Consider the following 21,449-nt stretch of genomic DNA (forward strand, 5'->3'; position numbering starts at 1 on the left):
GTAGTTGATCATCTCATTGAGGTGCTGTACGCTCTATTTACGTATAAGTGAAGGAGATGGTACAGTCGTGGACTTATTGAACAAAACCATAGCGGTTACCGGCGGACGAAAAGGGGAAGAAATGCGCGCACTTATCGAAAAACAAGGTGGAAAAGCGCTCATTCGACCTGCACAGGGGACTGTTTTTACGAATGAAGATCATGTCGTTCAATCTTTACGAGAAATAATTGAAAACCCCCCAGATATGTTGATTTATACGACTGGTATGGGAGAAAAAAGAATGGCTGAGCTTGCGGAATTAGCTGGGCTAGAAAAAGAATACAATCACTTGCTTCGCTCGATTCCAATCGCCGTTCGCGGTACGAAAACGCTCCAGCATTTTAAACAAAAGGGCATTACGCCACAAACGGTGGCGGATCGTGGAACGATGAATCAATTGGAGAATGCCTTAACGATTGAGAATCAATCGGTTGTTCTCCAAATGCATGGTGAAAATGTGCCAGGGTTTATTGAGTCGCTTGAAGCTGCGAACAATGTAGTTACGACAATTTATCCATACGAGCATACGCCTCCAGAGCAAGCGGTTCTTCAGCAGTTAATTGAGGAGATAGAAAATGGACAGCTTGATGCGGTGGCGTTCACAAGCGCCATCCAGGTACGGTACTTTTTTGAATATGTTGATAGGGTTAAGAAAAGAGAAAGGATCCTAACTTCTTTAACAGAAACGATTCTTCCTGTAGCTGTCGGAGAAGTAACAGAAGAGCATCTAAAAGCTCAAGGAATCGAGCATGTTCTCACACCAACTACACCACGTATGGGCGCGATGGTGATGGAAATGGCTAAGTATTATAGAAATCTAGCATCATCATAAAAAACGCCGCCATCCTTTCAATAAGGGTGGCGGCGTTTTGCAATTTAATCATTTAGTTCGTTTGATCTGCTAGTTTTACGAGAACATGTGCCATATGCTTACGTTCTTCTTCGTTTGCTACGTTCCAAAGCTCGTTGAGTACTTTTTGTTCACGGTTACGCGGATCTTCATGCTTGGCAAGATAATCTCCAACGCGCTTAGCACCTTTTGATAGTCCTTCTTCACCAAGACCGAGCTTCTCACCTTTGTTTACTTGATCTCCAAGATAGTCTTTAAACGATTGGAAGTTCTGCATGATGTCTTCTTTCTTATCCTCGCTCATGTTAGCTACTGCTTGTTTTGGATCTTTCTCTGCCATTTTCATTCATCTCCTTTTTGTTAAGTACATAGGGTATGTAACCGGAATTGAGAGGTAATAAACTCATTAAATGGCTTGTGAGCACATTGGATGTGCTGACATGTTTTTAGTGCATATCCAGAGAACTGTCAAGCTGAAGGTTGAAAGAAAAAGGCTATGTAAATGAACGTTGTTGATTTTTGGCTCATTTACGCTCTGTGATGACCAATCACTTCGAGCAAATTCATTTGCTCAGGCGATTGGTCATCACAGAGCGACCTTTCAGCAGAGCTGAAAGGCGAGTGAGATAAAGACTTCACTCGAATGAGCCAAAAATCGAGAATCCACAGCATAAGCGAACAAAGCTAAGAAAAAAGAAGAGTGGTATTCACTCTTCATTCATCATTCATCGTCTATATATTCCAGTAAATCTCCAGGTTGGCAATCCAGAGCCTGACATAGCGCATCTAAAGTCGTAAACCGAATGGCTTTTCCCTTTTCATTTTTTAGAACCGACAAATTCGCTGGTGTAATCCCAACAAGTTCAGACAATCGGTTCAGCGACATTTTCCGCTCTGCCATCATGACATCTAGTTTTATTCGAATCATCGTAAATCGCCTGCTTTATTGTTAGATTGTTTGTTTATTTTCTTCCACAGCGCTAACCGCAAATTTAAGAGCAGAAGCGATGAGAAGAAGAACGACGCCGCCTATGATGGTGTCGAGATAGGCACCAGTAGAAAGACTAATTTGAGCGTTGGTGATTTTCAGTAGATCGAGAACTTTTAAAGCTAATCGTTCTTCAGTATAAGTTGATAAGGTCCCCAAGAATAAGATTGTATATCCTAATTTTGATATAAGAGAGACATTTTCGTATAGAAAGAGATTTTCTTTGTAAATATTCATTAATAGTTTTTGAAGAAACCATAAAAATAGCAACAATAAGCTACAAAAAGCAGTTGTTGAAACAAACGATAAAATTAAGAAAGAACTATTATTGAACAGCTCTGGTTGCTTATTAAAGGAGAGATCAAAGTAAGTAAATATAGGTTCATATACACCGAATGATTTTTCAAAACTACTTCCAGAAAACCAAATTCTCGTTATATGTTCCATTGTGGTAAAAATAGTTAAAAAAGCAATTAGGTAAAACAAAATCAAACAAATCCTAGACAATAGCTTAAAACCATATTTCCATTTCATCGTAAAACTCCTTTATAGATTATTTCAGTGTGGCTTATCTAAGATCTTACTATAAAAACATCCCTTTATCGATACTTTTTTATTGATAAACAATAAAAATATATTGAAACTAGAAAGTTTAACTGTTATTTTTGATTTAGGAAATATAAGGAATATCATTTAAAACATGGAAGTGGAAGTATGTGAGTTTCTAATTTAGGAGGTAAACAATGTGACAAATGTAAAAAGAAATGGACTTGTGGATGCATTAAGAGGATGGAGTCTTTTCGGGATATTGTTAGCAAATCTATTAATCTTTCAATATGGGATATTTGGAAAAGAGGAGATCTCGTTTTTTAACCTGTCACCAGTAGATTATGGTGGCTATTTTGCCATTAAAGTCCTTATAGAAAATTCATTTATGCCGATCTTTACATTTCTATTTGGGTATTCTTTGATATTGATGAGAGATCGTTTGAGGCAAAGAGAGCGACGAGTAAAATGGCATTTATTTCGGAGGTTTTTGGTTTTAATTGGTTTGGGTGTGCTACATAGTACTTTTCTATGGGAAGGCGATATTCTTTTCCTTTATGGGATGATGGGCATGCTGCTTCTTTTCTTTGTTAATCGAAAGCGGAAAACGATTCTTGTCTGGTGTGTGATCCTGTTCTCAATCGTAACGTTTGTTAGTTATTTAGGAGGCGGGGAAGAAGTGCCTCTAATGAGTGAAGCGGAGATGACTGTTTACATGAACGATATGGTGAACATTTATAGCAGTGGGAACTATCAAGAGATCAAGAATCATCGGCACAATGTTGATCCAATGGAGTTAAGTGTGGGGGAAGAGATTGCTATGATGCTCTTCGTTCCTATTCTCCTTCTTCCTATGATGCTTTTGGGGATGTATGCAGCACATGCTCGTTGGCTCGCTCCAAGTAAGTTAAAACGGTTTTGGTACGTGTCAGTTCTTTTTATTCCGCTTGGTCTTCTCTTAAAAGCCTCATTGTATTTATCGAGGGAGATTAGTGGGGTACCGGATATGAGTTTAATCGGGGGAAGTGTGCTTGCAATTGGATACATCGGTTTATTTGGGTACATATACTGCCGTACTCAAGGAAGTCAATGGATGAGAGGATTTGAAAGTCTTGGGAAGCTATCTCTGTCCAATTACATCTTACAAACGATAATTTGCACAACGATTTTTTATGGCTATGGGATTGGTTTATTTGGAAAGACGGGCGTGGTGGTTTCAATTTTATTCGGAATCATTCTATTTATCTTCCAAGTAATAGGAAGTACGTTCTACTTGAAACATTTTAAACAGGGGCCGCTTGAGAAAGTGATGCGTTTGTTAGTTTATTTGGAAAATCCTTTTCGAAGGAATCAAAAGCGTCCGATGAATGATGAAATCAAAGTAAGTTAGAGGAGTGGCAGTATGTCGACAGAAATTAGCAATCCAAACCGCCAGTTAGCAAAGGAGGCTGTGCGTGTATGGACGATAAATGCAATCATTGGAAACAGTATTGGTTTTCTTGTCTTGGGTCTTCTTTTTTATCTTGATAATCGGTTCACCTGGTGGGGATGGGTAAGGTGGCTATTAATGATAGCGTTGATTATTACGATAGTCATGACGATGTGGGATGTTTTTATTCATCCTAAGTTGAAATATAAGTACTGGCGATATGAAATAGATGAAGAGTACTTGAAGCTTAGACATGGGGCAATCAATGAAGAGCATCAGCTTGTGCCAATGAGCAAAATTCAAGCGGTTGCCACTAGTCAAGGTCCCCTATTAAGGAGATATCAGTTATATGCGCTATCGATTGAGACGATGGGTTCATCACATATGATTCCAGCGTTACCTAAAGAAGAAGCCTTTCAATTGCGGAATGAAATTGCCCGATACGCGAAGGTGAAGGAGGAGGGGGAATGAGATCTTTGCAAAGGTATTCCCCATGGCTACTCTTATTTGATACGTGGAAACTTGGAAAGAGCGCTATTTTCTTTCTAGTCTATTTCTTTCTGATCAAAGGTGGTTCAGATTCCTTTTTCTTTGAATACGGACGCCCCGCAGTCCTTATTCTACTTGGATTATCGCTCATTCGGATTGCACTGAAATGGTTATCGAAAAAATATCGTCTTGATGACGCATTCCATCTTCATGAGGGGATCTTTACGAAATCAAAACGAACGATTCCGTTCTCGAAAATTGAAAACATAAACGAGCACACGTCTTTCTTTCATCGCTTAACTGGGACCACCTCCTTGACCTTTGAAACGGGTATGAGGGGAGATGAGGCAGCGGTAGAATTTGATGTTGTTTCACGAAACCATGCTGAGGAGTTGAAACGGTATGTTTCACTCCAATCAGTAGAAGACTCTGAAGCAGGGCCAATGATTGAAACAGTATCGGAAGGAAAGGAAGACAAACAGCAACCAGATCGGATTGTTCATTTTCGGGCTCAAAAAAAAGATTTGGTTAAAGCTTCGTTTACATCTTTAAGTTTTCTTTTCCTTATACCTGTTGTTGGAGGGTTTTATACTAAACTTGACGATATTTTCGGTGTGGAAAAGGATGCGGAAGGTTTGATTGGCTTTCTTCTTCAGTCAGGTTGGGTGATCGGCACCATCGCCTTCGCTGCTGTGATCATATCCATTGGTTTTGGTCTAACTCGTACGTTTCTGAAGTACGGTGGTTTTGAAATTTTATCAGATAACGAGCGGATCTACATTCAAAAAGGGGTTCTTGACACTACGAAATTTTCGATATCAAAACATCGCGTTCAGGCGATCGAAATTAATCAAACATTTCTTAAACGTTTGTTGGGCCTTGCGGAGGTGAAGTTAACGAGTGTTGGTGAGTCACGAGCGGAAGAGGAAAAGCTTGAAAGCAACTCACTCTACCCATTTCTACCTGTTCAACGAGCTTATGAGATGATCGAAGAACTATTGCCAACGTATCAGGTGACAGAAAAGATGGATCGATTGCCACGATCTGCCCTCTGGATTCGCGAACTGCGACCAAGTTTTCTGTGGATGATTGGAACGGGATTATTGTGGTACTTTAAGCCGGATGTTCTGAATGTCCCCTGGTGGATTTTCTCAGTATTGCTTCTTGTGATCGTCGGTCTTGTGAGGTACTTCGATTATCGCAATACGAAATATACTTTAAACGCTTCATTCGCTCAATTCAAAACGGGAGGGTTGTCCACTTCTTTATTTGTATCAAAAAGAAGTAAAGTGATTGAAGTTAATGTAACACGAGGCTTTATTCAGAAAATAGCTGGACTTGCATCAGTTGGGATGATTAACCGATCAAAGCCTGTTCATCATTCGGGAATTGATGATGTGCCGCTTGAAATAGCCGGTTCTTTTTATAAATGGTATCTAGCTAGAAGAGATGAAATAGATTTGGTTAACAAATAGAGGGGAGAAACAATGGGTGGATTTCAGTAGTTATCTAGTTCCTATTGAGGTAAACGTTGATTCAAATTACTACTTCTTCAAAGTGGGAGAAAAATGGGTACATGGGTACAAAATATATTTATAACATTGAAAGCGCTATAACAAAAAGTCTAAATATTACCTTTTCCTTTACCTGAATGATAGGATAGCAGTATCAATTAAACGAGGTGATTGCTTTGAAAAAGATTAAACTAGGTACGAGTGATTTAGAAGTTGGCGAGATTTCACTAGGTTGTATGCGCATGAACGAACTTAGTGAGAAGGATGCAGCTTACGTGATTGAGAATGCGATGGATCATGGAGTGGATCTGTTTGATCATGCTGACATTTACGGTGGCGGGAAATCGGAGGAAGTATTCGCAAATGCGATCTCTGCAAACGATGATCTTCGTGAGAGAATGAAGATCCAAACGAAGTGCGGTATTCGTAAAGGCTTTTTTGATTTTTCGAAAGATCATATTCTTGAATCGGTTGATGGAAGCCTAAGTCGACTAAAGTCTGACTACGTTGATACGTTGCTTCTTCATCGCCCGGATGCCCTATTTGAGCCTGAGGAAGTAGCTGAGGCCTTCTCTCGTTTGAAAGAAAGCGGAAAGGTGCGTCACTTCGGCGTAAGTAATCAAAATCCGATGCAAATGGAACTGCTGAAAAAGTATTTGAAGGATGACTTAATCATCAATCAGCTTCAATTGAGTATCGTACATACGCCAATGATTGATGCTGGATTTAATGTGAACATGCAGAATGATCCAGCGGTCGTTCGCGACAGCAACATTCTCGAGTACTGTCGTTTGAACGATGTTACGATTCAAGCGTGGTCTCCATTCCAGCACGGCATGATTGAAGGGCCATTTGTCGGAAACGACGCATTTCCAGAAGTAAATGCAAAGCTTCAGGAACTTGCTGAGAAATACAATGTGACTGATTCAACGATTGCGATCGCATGGATTTTACGTCACCCTGCTAACATTCAGCCTGTTGTAGGCACGATGAATACAGAACGATTAAAAGATATTTCAAGAGCTTCTGATATGGAGCTTACGAGAGAAGAGTGGTATGAGCTTTATCGTGCAGCTGGAAATAAGCTTCCGTAAGATAAAATGATTGTTAGTTTTAGAGCGTAATTCTGATGAAAAGGAATTGCGCTTTTTTAGATTTTCTATGTTACTTAACAGAAAGAGGAGAGTTAATGATCAGGGGAATTACTTTTGAGGTGCCAAATAAACGGGGTTACACTCTGAGGGATATATTGGCCCCAATCGATGTGTCAGCTTTTAATTGGCTGATCGAGAATGAAGAGGCTTACTATGTAGTTGATGATGAGTTAGGTGAGCCGCTGTTTAATCATAGAATCTTGCATTTGGAAGGTCAGCTTCTTCAAAAGAAAATAGAAGAACAGATGTCCTATGTGATTTTTGCTGCTCTAAAAGCTTTTCCGAAAGGTTCGGTACCTAAGGAATTAGAGACGTATAACGATTTTAAGGAAAGCGATTGCGAGCTTGTTCTACTTATCGTTGATGGCACTTTTGTTACCGTATATTGTAAAGATAACGTACTAAGTGAAACGTTATTCTATCATGCTAAAAGAAAGGGATACCTGGACGTAGCCTATATAACTGATGAAAATGATGAGAGAACAGGACTTTCTGTATGGTAAGAACGAAAGCGTAGTACAAAATAACGATAAACAAGCTAGAATTCCTTTAGTAAAAGGCGTTCTGGCTTGTTTTTTATATGGAGTTTTATTTATGGACGAGTATCTCGACCGGACATTTGCCATGGAGAGCCAAAGGTACATTTTAGGGTTTTAGCTTCAAAAACCTATCCCTTTTGACGCGAAATGAATATAACTATACAAGGTGGGACATGCAAAAGCTTTTTACTAGATTAAGAAAGGCGGCTAGATATGTCATTAGGCATAGGAATACCCATATTTGTGTTCGTCGTAACAATGATGGTCATATTTTGGAGACCGGGTGGGATAAATGAAGCGTGGCCAGCCTCGATCGGAGCCCTCATCATCTTAGTAACTGGAACTGTGTCCCAGGGAGATATAGCAGATATCCTTAGTAAAATAAGTGGCGCATCCATTACGATTATGGCGACGATTGTCATGGCTGTTATATTAGAAAGCTTTGGTTTCTTTCACTGGGCAGCTGCAAGACTAGCTGTACTATCGAAGGGATCGGGCTATCGTTTATATTGGTACATTCAGTTACTCTGTTTCTTAATGACCCTTCTTTTCAATAACGATGGGAGCATCTTAATTACAACTCCAATCTTAATATTGCTACTGAAAAACCTTCGTTTAAAGCCACATCAAATGATTCCTTATTTGTTAAGTGGTGCACTCATCGCGACAGCTTCCAGTGCTCCGATCGGTGTGAGTAACATTGTTAATTTGATCGCTTTAGAAATTGTCCATATGACGCTTTATATGCATACGGCCATGATGTTTGTGCCTGCAACATTAGGATTGATCTTTATGTCATCATTTATGTTTTTCGTCCTGAAAAAGAAGCTTCCTAAAGAACTTCCGGGCGCGGCTTATGACATTGAAGAGATGTTCTTTTCGAAGCATTTTCATCCGTTAAAAGGGAAGATTTCCGTAGAAACGAAAAAGAAACGCACGCAGTTTATGATCAAGCTTCTCCTATTTGTTTTCATTATGCGCTGCCTTCTCTTTGTTGCTTCTTACTTCGCGATCCCAATTGCGTTCGTCGCGGTTCTTGGATCAGTCGTATTACTAGTGTGGAGGTGGTATGCACTCGGCACAAATCCGATTGACATTATTAAAAAGACCCCGTGGCACATCTTAATCTTTGCTTTCTCCATGTACGTGATTATCTACGGACTTCATAATGCAGGGTTTACCGCGCTACTTGTGGACATGTTAAATCCGATCGTTAATCAAGGATTGTTAGCAGCGAGTTTCATTATGGGAGGGTTGGTCTCCGTTCTTTCCAACCTTTTTAATAACCACCCGGCTCTTATGGTTGGAACAATTGCGTTAACGGAAATGGGGTTAGACCCGATCACATTAAAAACAATTTACCTAGCCAATATTATCGGAAGCGACATGGGGTCATTGCTATTGCCAATCGGAACGCTTGCATCCTTGATTTGGATGCATATTTTGAGACAGTATCATATCAAAGTGACGTGGAAAGATTACATGAGCGTATCTTTTATCGTCATCCCTCTAACGACTGTTTTTACACTGTTTCTACTATTCTATTGGGTGCAGCTGATATTTGGGTAAGAATCTTGGAGAGGAGCCTGTTTGAATGGATCGACTAGTTAATTTATTAGGAAAACATGTGGAAGTGAAAATTTCTGGAGGCACAACGTTTATCGGCATTCTAACCGATATTGGACCAGACATTCTCGTCCTTTTCAACGGGGAAAATTATCTCTACTTACCGCTGCTGCATGTTCACAAAATATATCGCTATACGAAATCAGATGTGATCGAAAGTCCAAGTACATCTTCGCTATCTGATGACATCGATTCGATTTCGTATCGGAAAATACTCATGAATGCGAAAGGGATTTTTACTGAAATTTATGCGACAGGAAACTTATCTTTCCATGGATATATTACGAACGTCTTGAGTAATTACATCTCATTTTATTCCCCAGTTTATAAAACAATGTATCTTCCATTAAGTCATATAAAGTGGATAACCCCATACAGTCAAAACAATACACCCTATACTCTTTCAAACGAAAAACTACCTGTTAATCCATCCAAAATCCCATTGCTTCGATCGTTTGAAGAACAGCTAAAGAAAGAAGAAGGGAAGCTCGTTGTGTTTGATGGTGGGAGTGACCCGAATAAAATTGGCTTATTAACAAAAGTAGAAAATAATTTCGTTGAGTTGGCTAATGCCAGTGGAGAGACTGTTTATTTAAGATTAAACCATATTAAATCTGTGCAATTGCCTTAAGGGGGTCAGGTTCGTACCTGGCCCCTTTTGTTCGTTTAGAAGACAAACTTCCTATGATGGATGGTCTAGTATGAGGGGAATGAATAGGAATTCCCCTTTATTACCTACGAAATAACTAGATAATTTTTCCATAAATGAGTCGTTCGTTTCAAGGTAACCACTCTATAAATCCAGAAATCCTTAAGTGAAATGACTAAGGAGGGATTTGTGTGAAGGGAAAGCGATTGATGAAGCAGCTTCTGCAGGGGGTTGCTGCAGGTAGTTTATTAATGGGGCTTGCGCTACCGGCAAGTGCAGCTGAGCCTGATACGAAGGAATTAATGCTTGATGGGAAGGGGGCTTACGTTCCTACTGATTCGCCTAGCGTTCAATTACCGAAGCAGCCGTTTCAGCTTCAAAAACCATCGAAGCAAGAAGGCGTACTTGGCCCAACAAAGCCTTCGTATGTGATGGATGTGGATTATAATGCCAGGACGCACAAAGTAAAAGGAACGCTTGAAGTAACGTTCAAAAACAACATCAAAAACAATTTAAGTGAGTTATACTTCAACCTATGGGGAAATGCGGAAACATTTGAAGAGAATGGCGGAAGTATGGATGTTTCCAAAATCAAAGTAAACGGTAAGAAAGCAACGTTTGAGGTAAACGAAACGGCACTACATATTCAAGACCTTTCGCTACCAAAAAATAAAAAATCAACCGTTACGATGAACTTCCAAGTGAGTTTACCAGAACAGCAGGATCGCTTTGGCTGGTATGGCGATACCGTTTCAATGGGGAACTGGTTCCCGATCTTAAGCGTTTACGATGATGAAGGCTGGAATGTCGATCCGTATTATCCGTACGGTGAAGCGTTCTATTCTCTCTCTGGAAAGTATGATGTCACCGTAACGACTGATAAGGAACAAGTTATCGCGGCAACAGGAGAAGAAGTTGGAAAGCCTGTTATTAAAGGAGATCAGGCGACGCATCGCTATAAGGCAAAGGATGTTCGCGACTTTGCGATGGAAATGAATCCGAATTATCGTGTCATTTCTTCGAAAGTAAATGGCATAAAAGTGAATGTCTATTATTCTAGTGAACACGCGAAGTATGCTGCGTCCCTACTCGAGTCTGGTGTTGATAGCCTCGCACTATTCAGTGAGAAATTCGGTAAATATCCGTGGCCAGAGCTTGATATCGTGACGATGGAAGGCTGGTTTGGTGGCATGGAGTACCCTCAGCTCGTGATGATTAGTCTTGCAGGAGATCGGCCGCTTGATTGGGCGAAGTCAGTGAATGCTCATGAAATTGGACATCAGTGGTTCTACGGAATTATCGGAAACAACGAATATGATGAGCCGTGGCTAGACGAATCATTCGCAAGCTTTGCGGCGGCACTTTATGATGGCGATCTAGATGAGCTAGATGTCGCTCCTCATCCGGATCAAGATTATCACCTATCCAGTCAGATCGCAGACTTCACTGCCCGTGCTGATGAAGGAGGGATCAGCGCTTATTATTATATGATCTATAACTATGGATCAAGTACGATCAACGACCTTCGTCAGGAGCTAGGAGATGAGACTTTCTATGACGCAATGCAGCGTTATTTTAAGCAACAGAAATTCGGCATTTCGACTACTAGAGACTTTATTTCTTCAATGGAAAAATCAACGGATCGGGATTTGATGCCGTTCTTCCGAGATCATCGGGTGTATTTATCCGATCAGGAATAAAGTAGATAAGGAAAACCCTCCCATCAACATGGGAGGGTTTTTGCTTTTAGCTGACTCAAGCTTTGTACTAGAATGAATCTGTACGCTTAAAAACTATTGTTGCTGATTGTGAGCTTAGTTTCATCAATAAAGGAGGAGCAAATGAACATCATTTCAGGGCAAGAAATCGAACAAAACCTATCTATGCAAGAAGTAATCGAATCAATTGAAACGTATTACTTAACAGAAGAAGATCAAAAGGAGAAGACACCAGAGCGAATGCATGTAGAAGATGGCGACAATACGTTTCTACTTATGCCCTCATTCTACGGGGACTACCAGGCTACAAAACTAGCGGGCGTTGCTCCTGACAATTGGAAGCATGGGAAAGAAACCATTCACGGAATGATGATCTTAAATGATCGCAAGACCCTTGCGCCATTGATGTATTGTGATTTTATGAAAATCACAGCTCTTCGCACAGGAGCATTAGGTGGGCTTGGAATGAAATACTTATCAAGACCAGACGCGACATCACTGGGCATCATTGGCCTCGGTACGCAAGGATGGAGTCATCTTCAAGCGGCCGTGGCGGTTCGACCGATTGAGAAGGTGTACGTGGCAAATCGAAGCAAAGAAAAAGTAGCGTCGTTTATAGAAAAAGCTAAAGAAGCGTATCCTCACTTAATGGTAGAAGAGGTTCAGATTGAAACGTTAGTCAAACAGTCAGACATTGTCGTCACAACGACAACATCAACGAAGCCTGTGCTACCTGATCTTGAAGCTTCAGAGTGGAATGGTAAATTGGTAGTGGCAGTTGGATCCTTTAAACCAGCGATGCAGGAGCTTCCGGATTCATTTCTCAGGTCTGCTGACGCTCTGTATGTTGATACGCGAAGAGGCTTTCATGAATCCGGCGATTTAATCCGTGCGCGGGAACTCGGCAGGCAGGAGTCTGTTTCTCTGGCGTTAGAAGAGATCATTCAACAGAATCATCGACCAGACAATCTGAATGAAAAAGGATTACTCTTTAAAACAGTGGGCATCGCGATTTTTGATTTGATCGTGACGAAGGCGCTTTATGAAAAGATGAATGCAAAGTGAAGATGAGAGCGACAGTGCCTGGAAGGGTACTGTCGCTTTTTAAATAGATTTAAAGTTTCAGAAATTCACCAGACTTAATCGCATGTTCTTCAATCGATCCCTTCGGTAATTCAAGAGTGGTCTTTGCCCCTTTAACCGGTGCTATAAAACCCCAGGGTTTAAGACTTTGAACAACCTTTACAACCTTGTTCTCTTCGTTTAAAAAGACAACATCGATCGAAAAGAACATAAAACACATGTGAATGGAATTGCAAGGCGTGATCAGAAGCGCCTCGTGTTGAAGAGGCGTTTTTCGAAACATGAGTCCTTTTAGTCTTTTTATAAAAGTATCAGCCTTCAGCACTCTCAGTGGAAGTGTTCGATATAGTGTACCTTTATTACTCTCCAACATGACTATTCTCCTAAATTATGACGTTATCTATACTATAATAGATGTCTATTTAATACTCAATAACGAATATATTACTATAAAAATTGTAAAAACAAGAAAAAATCTAAAAAAGGACTTTACAAATTCTCTATAACGAACTATTATGTAATTAAGGTTGTTCGATAAAAAGAACAAGTTAATAATTAATAGACACTATAGTGAACAAAATCTTACTTTAGATAATGTTCGCCGTTTTGAAAGGGGGAACCAGAGGATGAAAAGAGTCAGCTGCTTTCTTAGAGCAAGAGGAGGTTAACTGAAGTCACTTCGCGATCATCTATTGTAACTGGTTTCTACTACTAAACAGTTTCTTGAATGCAGGTATTTATGATTTCTTAAATATAACGACTAAAACAAAACTCTAAGGGGGAAATAAGAATGTTGAAGAAAATGGGACAATTCGTAAGAGAAGAAGAAGGACAAGGTATGGCGGAGTATGGATTGATTTTGGCTGGGGTAGCGGTTGTGGCTATTGTTGGGATTAAAGCGTTAGGTATTAAGATTGATGAAGTGATAGACACTGTAACTGGAAAGTTATAAGTAAAATCATGGCCCCACTTACCCAAGTGGGGCCAAATTTAAAAGCAAAGAGGGACTGCGATGCTATACAGTATCCTGGGCATTGTTTTACTCATTTCATTTATAACGGATGTGCGCAAACGACGCATTTTAAATATCGTTACATTCCCTGCAATGGGAATTGGTTTATTTTACTACACGTTAACTCTTGGTTGGAAAGGTTTTCTATTTAGTGGTGCTGGACTTCTTGTCGGATTCGCACTTCTTCTGATTCCATATTTGTTAGGGGGAATGGGGGCGGGAGATGTGAAGTTGCTTGCGGCGATTGGCGCCTTAACGGGCACTTCGTTTGTTCTTCACTCTTTTTTTTATACAGCATTAATTGGTGGAGTAATTGGTCTTATTTTAATTATGAAAAGAATGGAGTTTTGGAAGTTCATCAAATCTCCAACCTATACGCTATATTCTTTGATGAATCTGAAAGGTTATAAATTTAATAAAGAAAGCAATCTAACCTATCCTTACGGCGTAGCCATTACGTTCGGAACCTTGTGTGCTGCTTTTTTAGGAGGGATGACATGAGGTCTGAAAAAGGTCAATCAATGGTAGAGTTTGCGCTTGTCCTTCCAGTTCTTGTAATGCTTTTGTTTGGCATTATCGATTTTGGTCGTATTTTTCATACGTATCTTGCGATTGACCATGCAAGTAGAGAAGCGGCAAGGACGGCAAGCATCGGAGAGAACGATGCGACGATCGTCTCTACGGCAGTTTCGAGCGCCTCCAGTATACACCTCACTTCTGGTCAGGTAGCGGTTTCACCAGGTGGTGCGAAATCTTCAGGAAGTGATGTGACTGTTACGATCACCTATCCGGTTCGTTTTCTTACACCAGTTGTTTCAAGCGTAACCGGACCGATTACCTTATCCAGTTCAACTGTTATGAGGGTTGAGTGATGAAAAAGACTCGCTTCTTTTTCACGAATGAAAGAGGGAATGTGGCCGTTATGCTAGCGCTGAGTTTAACCGTTTTACTTGGCGTAACCGCTATGGTCATCGATGTTGGGCGACTATATCACGAGAAAAGAATTCTTCAAAACGCGATGGATGCAGCGGCACTTTCCGGGGCTCAAGGATTGTTAACGAGTGAGGTAAGTGCTGCTTCTATTGCAAAGGAACTTGCTAGTAAAAATACATTTCCAGTCGACGATGGTGATCTAACGATTACAAGTCAGTCGATCAAAGTATCAAAACAGTCGATTGTTCCGATGACGTTTGCACGTGTATTTGGGATCCAAGAAGCTTCAGTCAAAGCTTCAGCCAAAGCTGAGGTCGGTTTGTTGAAGTCTGCTAAGCGCGTTACACCTATTGCGATCGAACATACCGCTATTCCGAATGAGACAGAGTTAAAATGCGAAAATACTGGAAAGCATCACGGGAACTGTGGGTACCTTGATATCAACAGTAATGGGGCAAGCGGTTTAGCTGAGAATATCATCAACGGTGTAGAGCTTGAAGTTGGGACGAATGTCCAAACAGAACCCGGGCAAAAATGGGGGCCAGTCAAGAACGCGATTGAAACACTCATTAGTAAGGATGCTGGAAAAACAAAATGTCAGGCAGCGGCCACAGCAGATTATTCCTGTGCGCGTATCGTTATCATTCCGCTTATTGATTCATGGGATGGCGTGAATGGAAAGTCGACGGTTAAGGTTGTCGGATTAGCAGCTTACTGGATTGACCGATTAAATGAACCGAAGCGAATTGTTGGCAAATTTAAAAAGGTTGTTACTACTGGAGAAATAGGCGGCTCTGGGCCGGGTAATTTATATGGCGTGAAGCTGGTTGAATAGGTTGAAGAGAAGTGAGGGAGAAGGGTATGAAAACAAAAAGAATTTGGATGTGGTCCATCGTATTTGGAGCATTCGCAACAATCATTGTGTATGTTGCCCTATTCACGAATCTAACTACAGACGCAGAAACTGAGGTTAAGAAAGTAGAGGAACCTGAGGTTGCGGCAGAGACGACGATTTCGAAGCGAGAAATACCGAATTCAATGGTTGAAGTGAGCGAGGGACATCGCGCGATCTCGCTAAATGTTGAATTAGCGAGCGGAGTTTCAGGTTATGTACAGCCGGATGACTTCGTTGATGTCATTGCTTATGAAACAAAGATTGATGAAGAAAAGAAGGAATTTAAATCTGCGGTCCTTATACTGCAAAGTGTAAAAGTACTAACGTCAGGTAAGGCGCCTGACACCATGGAAGAAGCTCTCCATTATGAAACAGTCACTCTTGAAGTCACACCTGAGCAAGGAGTGAGCTTAAGTCTAGCCGCTAAGGATAAGGACGGATTTTACCTCATGTTACGGAATGGTGAAGATGATGGAACAGTGAAAGAAGGACTAAAAGAAACAAGACAGGTTTATAAGGAGAATGAATGACAATGGACCTAAACTGGTATTTTTACTCTGACACAAATGCGCGTGCAGATGAATTAGAAGCGCTACTTATGAAGAAGAGTCATACTTTAAAAAGCTTTCAACTGTTAGAGGATCTTTTTCATCAGCTTGAGCGAATGCCTCATTCTATTCTTTTTCTTAAAGCTAATACGACTTACAACGTATATGATCTTTGTCAGGAAATTTCAGTTAAATTCCCTTCCACCTATTTGATTATTATCGTACCTGAAAATATGGAAAATACTAAAAAAGCGATGCGAGTTGGAGCTTCAAATATGCTAACGTATTCTTCTGATTCAGAAGAGGTCAATGAAGTGATCATCCAAGCACAAACATTTGTGAAACAACGTGCTGACCAGAAAGGAAACACTCATCCTCATCTCCAAAAGAAAAATAGTCGAGTGATGTCAATATGTAGTTCTAAGGGTGGGGTTGGTAAAACCACATTATCTGTCAATCTAGCAAATGCTTTTGTGAAAGACGGAAAGAGCGTAGTGATTTTAGATGCGAATTTTCAGTTTGGAGATGTTTCGATGTACGTGGACTTGAAGCCGAAAAGGTCGGTTTATGAATGGGTAAAGGAGGGGGTTGAGCGAGAACGCTATGGAATTGAAAATTATTTAACGCATCATTCAAGTGGTGTTGCCATTCTTTCCACACCTCCTAGACCGGAATTTTTTGAGATCATAACCGAGGAGCATCTGGAGCTTGCCGTTAGTGAACTACGTAAAAGCTATGACGTTATTCTGATTGATACCCCTACGTACATTTCCGAGATTCATCTCAAAAGTCTTATGCTGTGTGATGATATTCTCTTAGTCACAACGGGCGATTTACCAGTACTAAGAAATACGAAACTTTACTTGGATATGCTGGAATCCCTACAACTAAATGAGAAGGTTAAGATTATTTTAAATAGAGACTCCAAGCACCGCGTCATAGAAGCGAAGCGAATGGAAAGCATTCTTCAAGAGCCAGTCTATGTTTCGTTGCCAGACCAAGGAGTACACATAGCTACAACGATTAATGAAGGTCTTCCACTAGTGATGAAAAATGGGCGGAATGCTTTTTCTAAAGGTATGTTCATCCTTGCGCTTCAATTAATACCTGTTAGTAGTGAAGTAGAGAAAAAGCCAAAACGATTCGCTCTGAGTCGATGAAGGGGGAATTTCGTTGTCACTTTTCAAACGATATGCTGAAGAAGAGTCATCAATAGTTGAAGAACGAAAAGAAGTGCCGATCGTGAATACGGTTGAATACAAGCAAGTAGAAACGAAATTGCAAGCTTTTTTGCTAGATGAACTAAAAAAGCACCAGTTTCAAGCTGAAGAAGAATCGAAGAAAATTCGAGAGTGGGGGAAGCTCTTTTTAGATAACGAAGCTGAAAGGCTTACCTTTGAAGAAAAGAAACGAATACTTGAATCAGTAGAGCACGAATTGCTCGGGTATGGGCCGATTACGCCTTTATTGGAAGATGACACTGTTTCAGAAGTGATGGTGAACGGGGCGGAGGCCATTTATTATGAACAGTATGGAAAATTGAAGAAAAGCTTTCTAACTTTTCGCGATGATGATCATTTAAGTCGTGTGATCGAACGAATTGTTTCTCCTCTCGGAAGAAGAATCGATGAAAGCTCTCCGATGGTAGATGCGCGACTTCCTGATGGATCACGTGTAAATGCCGTTATTCCACCCCTTTCCTTGACAGGGCCGTCCCTTACGATAAGAAAATTCTCTGCTACGCCTCTTCAAATGCACGATCTCATAAATTATCAGACTCTAAGTGAAGACATGGCGGAGTTTCTAGAAATTTGTGTTCAATCGAGATTAAATGTTTTTATTAGCGGGGGAACCGGCTCGGGAAAGACATCAACACTTAATGTGCTTTCTTCCTTTATCCCGAATGATGAGCGAATTGTAACGATTGAAGATGCAGCGGAGTTGAACTTATCTCAGGAGCACATTGTTTCATTAGAATCGCGGCCTCCTAATATTGAAGGCAAGGGGGAGATTTCGATTCGAGAGCTTGTCCGGAATGCGCTGAGAATGCGACCTGATCGAATTGTTGTTGGTGAGGTCCGTGGGGCGGAGGCGCTTGATATGCTTCAGGCGATGAATACAGGGCATGACGGCAGTCTTAGTACAGGACATGCCAATTCACCAAGAGATATGTTGTCACGACTTGAAACAATGGTGCTGATGGCTGGGTTTGATTTACCTTTACGAGCCATTCGAGAGCAAATTGCTAATGCACTGGATCTTATTGTTCAACAGGCTAGAATGAAGGATGGATCGAGGAAGATCACCCGTATTACCGAGGTGATTGGTATGGAAGAAAACATCATTGTTCTTCAAGATTTGTTTGTTTATAAGGAAACGGGACGAAACAGCGATGGTAGCGTAGAAGGGCATTTTGAAACAACCGGGGTAAGACCGAATGTATCAGAACTTCTTGAACAAAATGGCTACAAGATTTCATCATCTTGGTTTAAAGAGGTGTGGTGAAATGAATGATTGGGTTCTCCTTGTAGTGATTTTTGTTTCAGTGACCTTACTCTTTTATTTGATTTCCAAAGGGGTTATGAGAAAGAAAAAAACCAATGAGCGTATTAAGAGGTTTATCCCACAGGCCGTCGCTGTCACTGAGGTTAAGGAAAAGCAAAAGAATGAAACATTTAGAAAATGGATTGGTTCATTTGCAAAAGCATTTTCTGGCATACAGTTTAGCCAAAAAACAAAGAAATCTCTTGAACAATCGGGAAGTTCATTAAAAGCAGAAGAGTTCTTTGTTATTCGCATTTTAAGTGCGATGGCAGTGGCTGGATTGCTCTATGTCCTTGGTGTACCATGGTTTGTTAGCATTCTATCGCTTTTGATCTGTTTTATTATTCCTGGTATCTATATCACGATTAAAGCAAAGAAGAGAATCAAGCTACTATCCTATCAGCTTGTTGAGGCGCTTGGTACGATGTCCAACTCGATGAGGGCAGGGTTTAGTTTCGTGCAGACGATGCAACTCATTGGGAAGGAAATGCCAGATCCGATTGGTCCAGAATTTGATCGTACTGTTCGTGAAATTGGAATGGGTATACCTATGGAAACCGTGTTTCAAAGCCTGTTAGAACGTTTACCAAATAAAGAGCTTGAAGTTGTTATACAAGCTATTCTCGCACAACGTAAAAGTGGTGGGAACCTGGCGCAGCTTATGGATACGATGGAAGATACTATTCGAGGGAGGATCCGGATTCTCGAAGAACTAAAGACGCTGACGTCACAAGGAAAGTTATCATCCTGGATCATTACTGCTCTCCCTCTTGTGATGGGAATCTACCTCTATTTTGTAAGTCCTGAATACCTTGAACCAATGCTTACCTATCCATTGGGCTGGTTTCTTCTAGTAACAGGGGCGATTTCACTATTCATCGGATGGTTTTTAATTCAAAAGATTGTTCGGATTGAGGTGTAACCAATGATTGCTATTCTGTTTATGCTTTGTACGATGGTTTGTTTCGTATTGTTTATTGCTGCCCTTCTTAAAACCGTTTATCGAAAAGAACTTGCTCTTGAATCTCGCGTTGAGCACTATTTTGGCAAGGAAGAAAAAATTCAACGTAAAACCGAAAAAAGAGAAAGTGGATCTTACCATCCACTACTTCGTAAATATTGGGGAATGGGTATTGAACAGGTGAGTAAAACATTTGCAAGAAAGGATCGAAAGAAGTTAGATATGCTCCTCCATGAGGCTGGATATGGAAACCGTTCGGCAGTTGAATTCCGACTTATTCAACTTCTTCTCAGCATCGGTGGAGGGTTCTTAACTTACTTGCTTATGGTGCCTGTGACGGATGGAAATGCTTCTATGACACTTGTATTAGCACTTGGGGTTGTTTTCTTATTTTATCGATATCCTTTGTTTTACCTAGCGAAGAAAAAAACGCAGCGCGTTAAAATAATCGATATGGAAATGTCCGATTTCTTTGATATGGTAAGTCTACTTCTTGAAGCAGGCGTAGGACTTGAAGGGGCGATCAAAAATGTATGTGCAAGAAAGTCTGGCCCACTTGCGGATGAGTTTAGTCAGGCATTAGATGAGATGAAGCGAGGGAAATCGCGACGAGAAGCATTTTATAATCTGAAAAAACGTGTTCCTTCAGATTATTTTCAAAGTGTGATGATGTCGATTATTCAAGCCGATCATCTTGGAATCGGAATGTCAAAAGTTATTAAAAATATTACGGCACGCATTCGTGAACAGAGACGTGAACGAGCACGCGAGCAAGCGATGAAAGCTCCAGTGAAAATGCTCATACCTATGGTTCTCTTTATTTTTCCACCCCTCTTTATCATTATCCTTGGACCGATGGTAGTGAAAATCGTCGTGGATGGCTTTGGTTAAGAGAAGACGAACACCTCCATTTCTACTGCAATGCGAAAAAATCACCTTTCCTAAACGACGCTTCCATTTGGAGGTGTCTATTTTTGTATGTAGTAGAAAAAATACGAATACAAAACTTCAAAATGATAAAATGGAAATAAGAAATTTCATCGAGGTTTGTATTTTAAGGAGGACAATAAATGCAACAGATTAAACAAATTGGCAATCGCTTTTACTATCAAACACCAGTTTCCGAAACGGACCGACCGATTCTAGGAATGGTGATTGGAGATAGAAAGTCTCTGATGATCGATGCTGGGAATTCAGAGGACCATGCTCGTTATTTTCTAAAAGAACTATCGGAAAAAGGATTCAAGGAACCGGACATGGTCGCGCTCACTCATTGGCATTGGGATCATATCTTTGGACTATCAGCGCTGAAAGATGCTGTCTCCTTATCCTCGCATCAGACGAAAGAGGAAATTAGTAAGCTTATTCCATTAGGATGGTCTGATGATGAGTTGGATGAGCGGGTGAAAGAAGGCACTGAAATTGAATTTTGTGCAAATGCGATCAAGAAGGAATTTGTGGATTCTCGAGACATTACGATTACGCTACCAGATGTAACGTTTGGTGAGAAAATGGAGATTGATCTTGGTGGTGTCACGTGTATTCTTCAGCCTGTTGGGGGCGATCACGCGGCTGATTCGGTTGTGATTTATATGAAGGAAGAGAAAATCCTTTTTCTTGGAGACTGCTTTTATCCTGATATTTTTTCAGAAAAAGTCAACTACACTGTTAACATAACAAATCGACTGCTTGATCAGTTAGAAAGCTTTGAGGCAGAATGGTTCATCTTATCACACGGGGAGGCAATCTCTAAGGAGGATTTTAAGAACGAAGTGAACCTTTTACGTGCTGTTGCTTCTATTACTGAGGAGTGCAATGGTGATGTTACACGTATGCAAAAGTTGTATGAGCATAACGTTGGCAGAGACTCACGCGAAGAGGAGCTTGAAGTGATTCAAGAATTTGCTAACGGGTATACGATGTAAAAAGCGC

24 protein-coding genes are annotated in these 21,449 nt (G+C 40.6%); 20 read left to right on the top strand and 4 right to left on the bottom strand.

Annotated elements, in window-relative coordinates; all coding sequences use genetic code 11:
- Positions 1–67: 67 nt before the first annotated feature.
- Positions 68–871, top strand: coding sequence for a uroporphyrinogen-III synthase (locus AC0VYH_RS07195; protein WP_475373571.1), 804 nt, complete (start codon positions 68–70; stop codon positions 869–871).
- Positions 872–923: 52 nt separating this feature from the next.
- Here the strand turns inward: AC0VYH_RS07195 and AC0VYH_RS07200 are convergent, their stop codons facing one another.
- The 3 genes from AC0VYH_RS07200 to AC0VYH_RS07210 form a co-directional block, all read right to left on the bottom strand.
- Positions 924–1,229: a DUF3243 domain-containing protein gene (locus AC0VYH_RS07200; protein ID WP_226612230.1), complete on the bottom strand. Its 306-nt coding sequence runs from the start codon at positions 1,227–1,229 to the stop codon at positions 924–926.
- Positions 1,230–1,610: 381 nt separating this feature from the next.
- On the bottom strand, positions 1,611–1,817 hold the full coding sequence (locus AC0VYH_RS07205; protein ID WP_194220932.1) for a helix-turn-helix domain-containing protein: 207 nt from the start codon (positions 1,815–1,817) through the stop codon (positions 1,611–1,613).
- Positions 1,818–1,838: 21 nt separating this feature from the next.
- The gene (locus AC0VYH_RS07210; RefSeq protein WP_475373572.1) at positions 1,839–2,411 is read right to left on the bottom strand and encodes a hypothetical protein; all 573 of its coding nucleotides are present in this window, start codon (positions 2,409–2,411) and stop codon (positions 1,839–1,841) included.
- A 211-nt stretch (positions 2,412–2,622) separates the two neighbouring features.
- Here AC0VYH_RS07210 and AC0VYH_RS07215 point away from each other — a divergent pair, with 211 nt between their 5' ends.
- The 9 genes from AC0VYH_RS07215 (at position 2,623) to AC0VYH_RS07255 (ending at position 12,606) form a co-directional block, all read left to right on the top strand.
- Complete coding sequence (locus AC0VYH_RS07215; protein WP_475373573.1) at positions 2,623–3,813, top strand: DUF418 domain-containing protein; 1,191 nt, start codon at positions 2,623–2,625, stop codon at positions 3,811–3,813.
- Between the two features lie 12 nt (positions 3,814–3,825).
- Positions 3,826–4,323: a PH domain-containing protein gene (locus AC0VYH_RS07220; protein WP_475373574.1), complete on the top strand. Its 498-nt coding sequence runs from the start codon at positions 3,826–3,828 to the stop codon at positions 4,321–4,323.
- Positions 4,320–5,816: a PH domain-containing protein gene (locus AC0VYH_RS07225; RefSeq protein WP_475373575.1), complete on the top strand. Its 1,497-nt coding sequence runs from the start codon at positions 4,320–4,322 to the stop codon at positions 5,814–5,816. The genes AC0VYH_RS07220 and AC0VYH_RS07225 overlap by 4 nt, the downstream gene beginning before the upstream one ends.
- Positions 5,817–6,031: 215 nt before the next feature.
- Positions 6,032–6,949 carry an aldo/keto reductase gene (locus AC0VYH_RS07230; RefSeq protein WP_475368752.1) on the top strand — a complete coding sequence of 306 codons (918 nt, stop codon included), beginning with the start codon at positions 6,032–6,034 and terminating at the stop codon, positions 6,947–6,949.
- 95 nt (positions 6,950–7,044) lie between these two features.
- Positions 7,045–7,512, top strand: coding sequence for a DUF2691 family protein (locus AC0VYH_RS07235; RefSeq protein WP_475367019.1), 468 nt, complete (start codon positions 7,045–7,047; stop codon positions 7,510–7,512).
- Between the two features lie 249 nt (positions 7,513–7,761).
- Positions 7,762–9,117: an arsenic transporter gene (locus tag AC0VYH_RS07240; protein ID WP_475367020.1), complete on the top strand. Its 1,356-nt coding sequence runs from the start codon at positions 7,762–7,764 to the stop codon at positions 9,115–9,117.
- 25 nt (positions 9,118–9,142) lie between these two features.
- A complete protein-coding gene (locus AC0VYH_RS07245; RefSeq protein WP_475367021.1) occupies positions 9,143–9,805 on the top strand; it encodes a DUF2642 domain-containing protein in 663 nt (220 codons plus the stop codon).
- Between the two features lie 209 nt (positions 9,806–10,014).
- Positions 10,015–11,523 carry a M1 family metallopeptidase gene (locus tag AC0VYH_RS07250; RefSeq protein WP_475368753.1) on the top strand — a complete coding sequence of 503 codons (1,509 nt, stop codon included), beginning with the start codon at positions 10,015–10,017 and terminating at the stop codon, positions 11,521–11,523.
- Positions 11,524–11,664: 141 nt separating this feature from the next.
- Positions 11,665–12,606, top strand: a complete 942-nt coding sequence (locus tag AC0VYH_RS07255; protein ID WP_475368754.1) for an ornithine cyclodeaminase family protein — start codon at positions 11,665–11,667, stop codon at positions 12,604–12,606.
- Positions 12,607–12,655: 49 nt separating this feature from the next.
- Here the strand turns inward: AC0VYH_RS07255 and AC0VYH_RS07260 are convergent, their stop codons facing one another.
- On the bottom strand, positions 12,656–12,997 hold the full coding sequence (locus AC0VYH_RS07260) for a DUF192 domain-containing protein (RefSeq protein WP_475368755.1): 342 nt from the start codon (positions 12,995–12,997) through the stop codon (positions 12,656–12,658).
- Positions 12,998–13,414: 417 nt separating this feature from the next.
- Here AC0VYH_RS07260 and AC0VYH_RS07265 point away from each other — a divergent pair, with 417 nt between their 5' ends.
- From AC0VYH_RS07265 to AC0VYH_RS07310, 10 genes are all read left to right on the top strand, one after another.
- A complete protein-coding gene (locus tag AC0VYH_RS07265; RefSeq protein ID WP_194220944.1) occupies positions 13,415–13,576 on the top strand; it encodes a Flp family type IVb pilin in 162 nt (53 codons plus the stop codon).
- Between the two features lie 60 nt (positions 13,577–13,636).
- Positions 13,637–14,137, top strand: a complete 501-nt coding sequence (locus AC0VYH_RS07270; RefSeq protein ID WP_475367024.1) for an A24 family peptidase — start codon at positions 13,637–13,639, stop codon at positions 14,135–14,137.
- Positions 14,134–14,508 carry a TadE/TadG family type IV pilus assembly protein gene (locus AC0VYH_RS07275; RefSeq protein WP_194220946.1) on the top strand — a complete coding sequence of 125 codons (375 nt, stop codon included), beginning with the start codon at positions 14,134–14,136 and terminating at the stop codon, positions 14,506–14,508. Before AC0VYH_RS07270 ends, AC0VYH_RS07275 begins: the two co-directional genes overlap by 4 nt.
- A complete protein-coding gene (locus AC0VYH_RS07280; protein WP_475367025.1) occupies positions 14,508–15,404 on the top strand; it encodes a pilus assembly protein TadG-related protein in 897 nt (298 codons plus the stop codon). Before AC0VYH_RS07275 ends, AC0VYH_RS07280 begins: the two co-directional genes overlap by 1 nt.
- A 26-nt stretch (positions 15,405–15,430) precedes the next feature.
- Positions 15,431–15,994, top strand: coding sequence for a Flp pilus assembly protein CpaB (cpaB, locus tag AC0VYH_RS07285; protein ID WP_475367026.1), 564 nt, complete (start codon positions 15,431–15,433; stop codon positions 15,992–15,994).
- The gene (locus tag AC0VYH_RS07290) at positions 15,991–17,172 is read left to right on the top strand and encodes a CpaE/TadZ family protein (RefSeq protein WP_475368757.1); all 1,182 of its coding nucleotides are present in this window, start codon (positions 15,991–15,993) and stop codon (positions 17,170–17,172) included. Before cpaB ends, AC0VYH_RS07290 begins: the two co-directional genes overlap by 4 nt.
- A 13-nt stretch (positions 17,173–17,185) precedes the next feature.
- Positions 17,186–18,517, top strand: coding sequence for a TadA family conjugal transfer-associated ATPase (locus tag AC0VYH_RS07295; RefSeq protein ID WP_430241329.1), 1,332 nt, complete (start codon positions 17,186–17,188; stop codon positions 18,515–18,517).
- A gap of 1 nt (position 18,518) precedes the next feature.
- A complete protein-coding gene (locus tag AC0VYH_RS07300) occupies positions 18,519–19,478 on the top strand; it encodes a type II secretion system F family protein (RefSeq protein ID WP_475373576.1) in 960 nt (319 codons plus the stop codon).
- A gap of 3 nt (positions 19,479–19,481) precedes the next feature.
- The gene (locus tag AC0VYH_RS07305) at positions 19,482–20,408 is read left to right on the top strand and encodes a type II secretion system F family protein (RefSeq protein WP_430241332.1); all 927 of its coding nucleotides are present in this window, start codon (positions 19,482–19,484) and stop codon (positions 20,406–20,408) included.
- A gap of 179 nt (positions 20,409–20,587) precedes the next feature.
- Positions 20,588–21,442 carry an MBL fold metallo-hydrolase gene (locus tag AC0VYH_RS07310; protein ID WP_475373577.1) on the top strand — a complete coding sequence of 285 codons (855 nt, stop codon included), beginning with the start codon at positions 20,588–20,590 and terminating at the stop codon, positions 21,440–21,442.
- Positions 21,443–21,449: the final 7 nt, after the last annotated feature.

This window comes from Anaerobacillus sp. QJM3NY_32 (assembly GCF_056173645.1).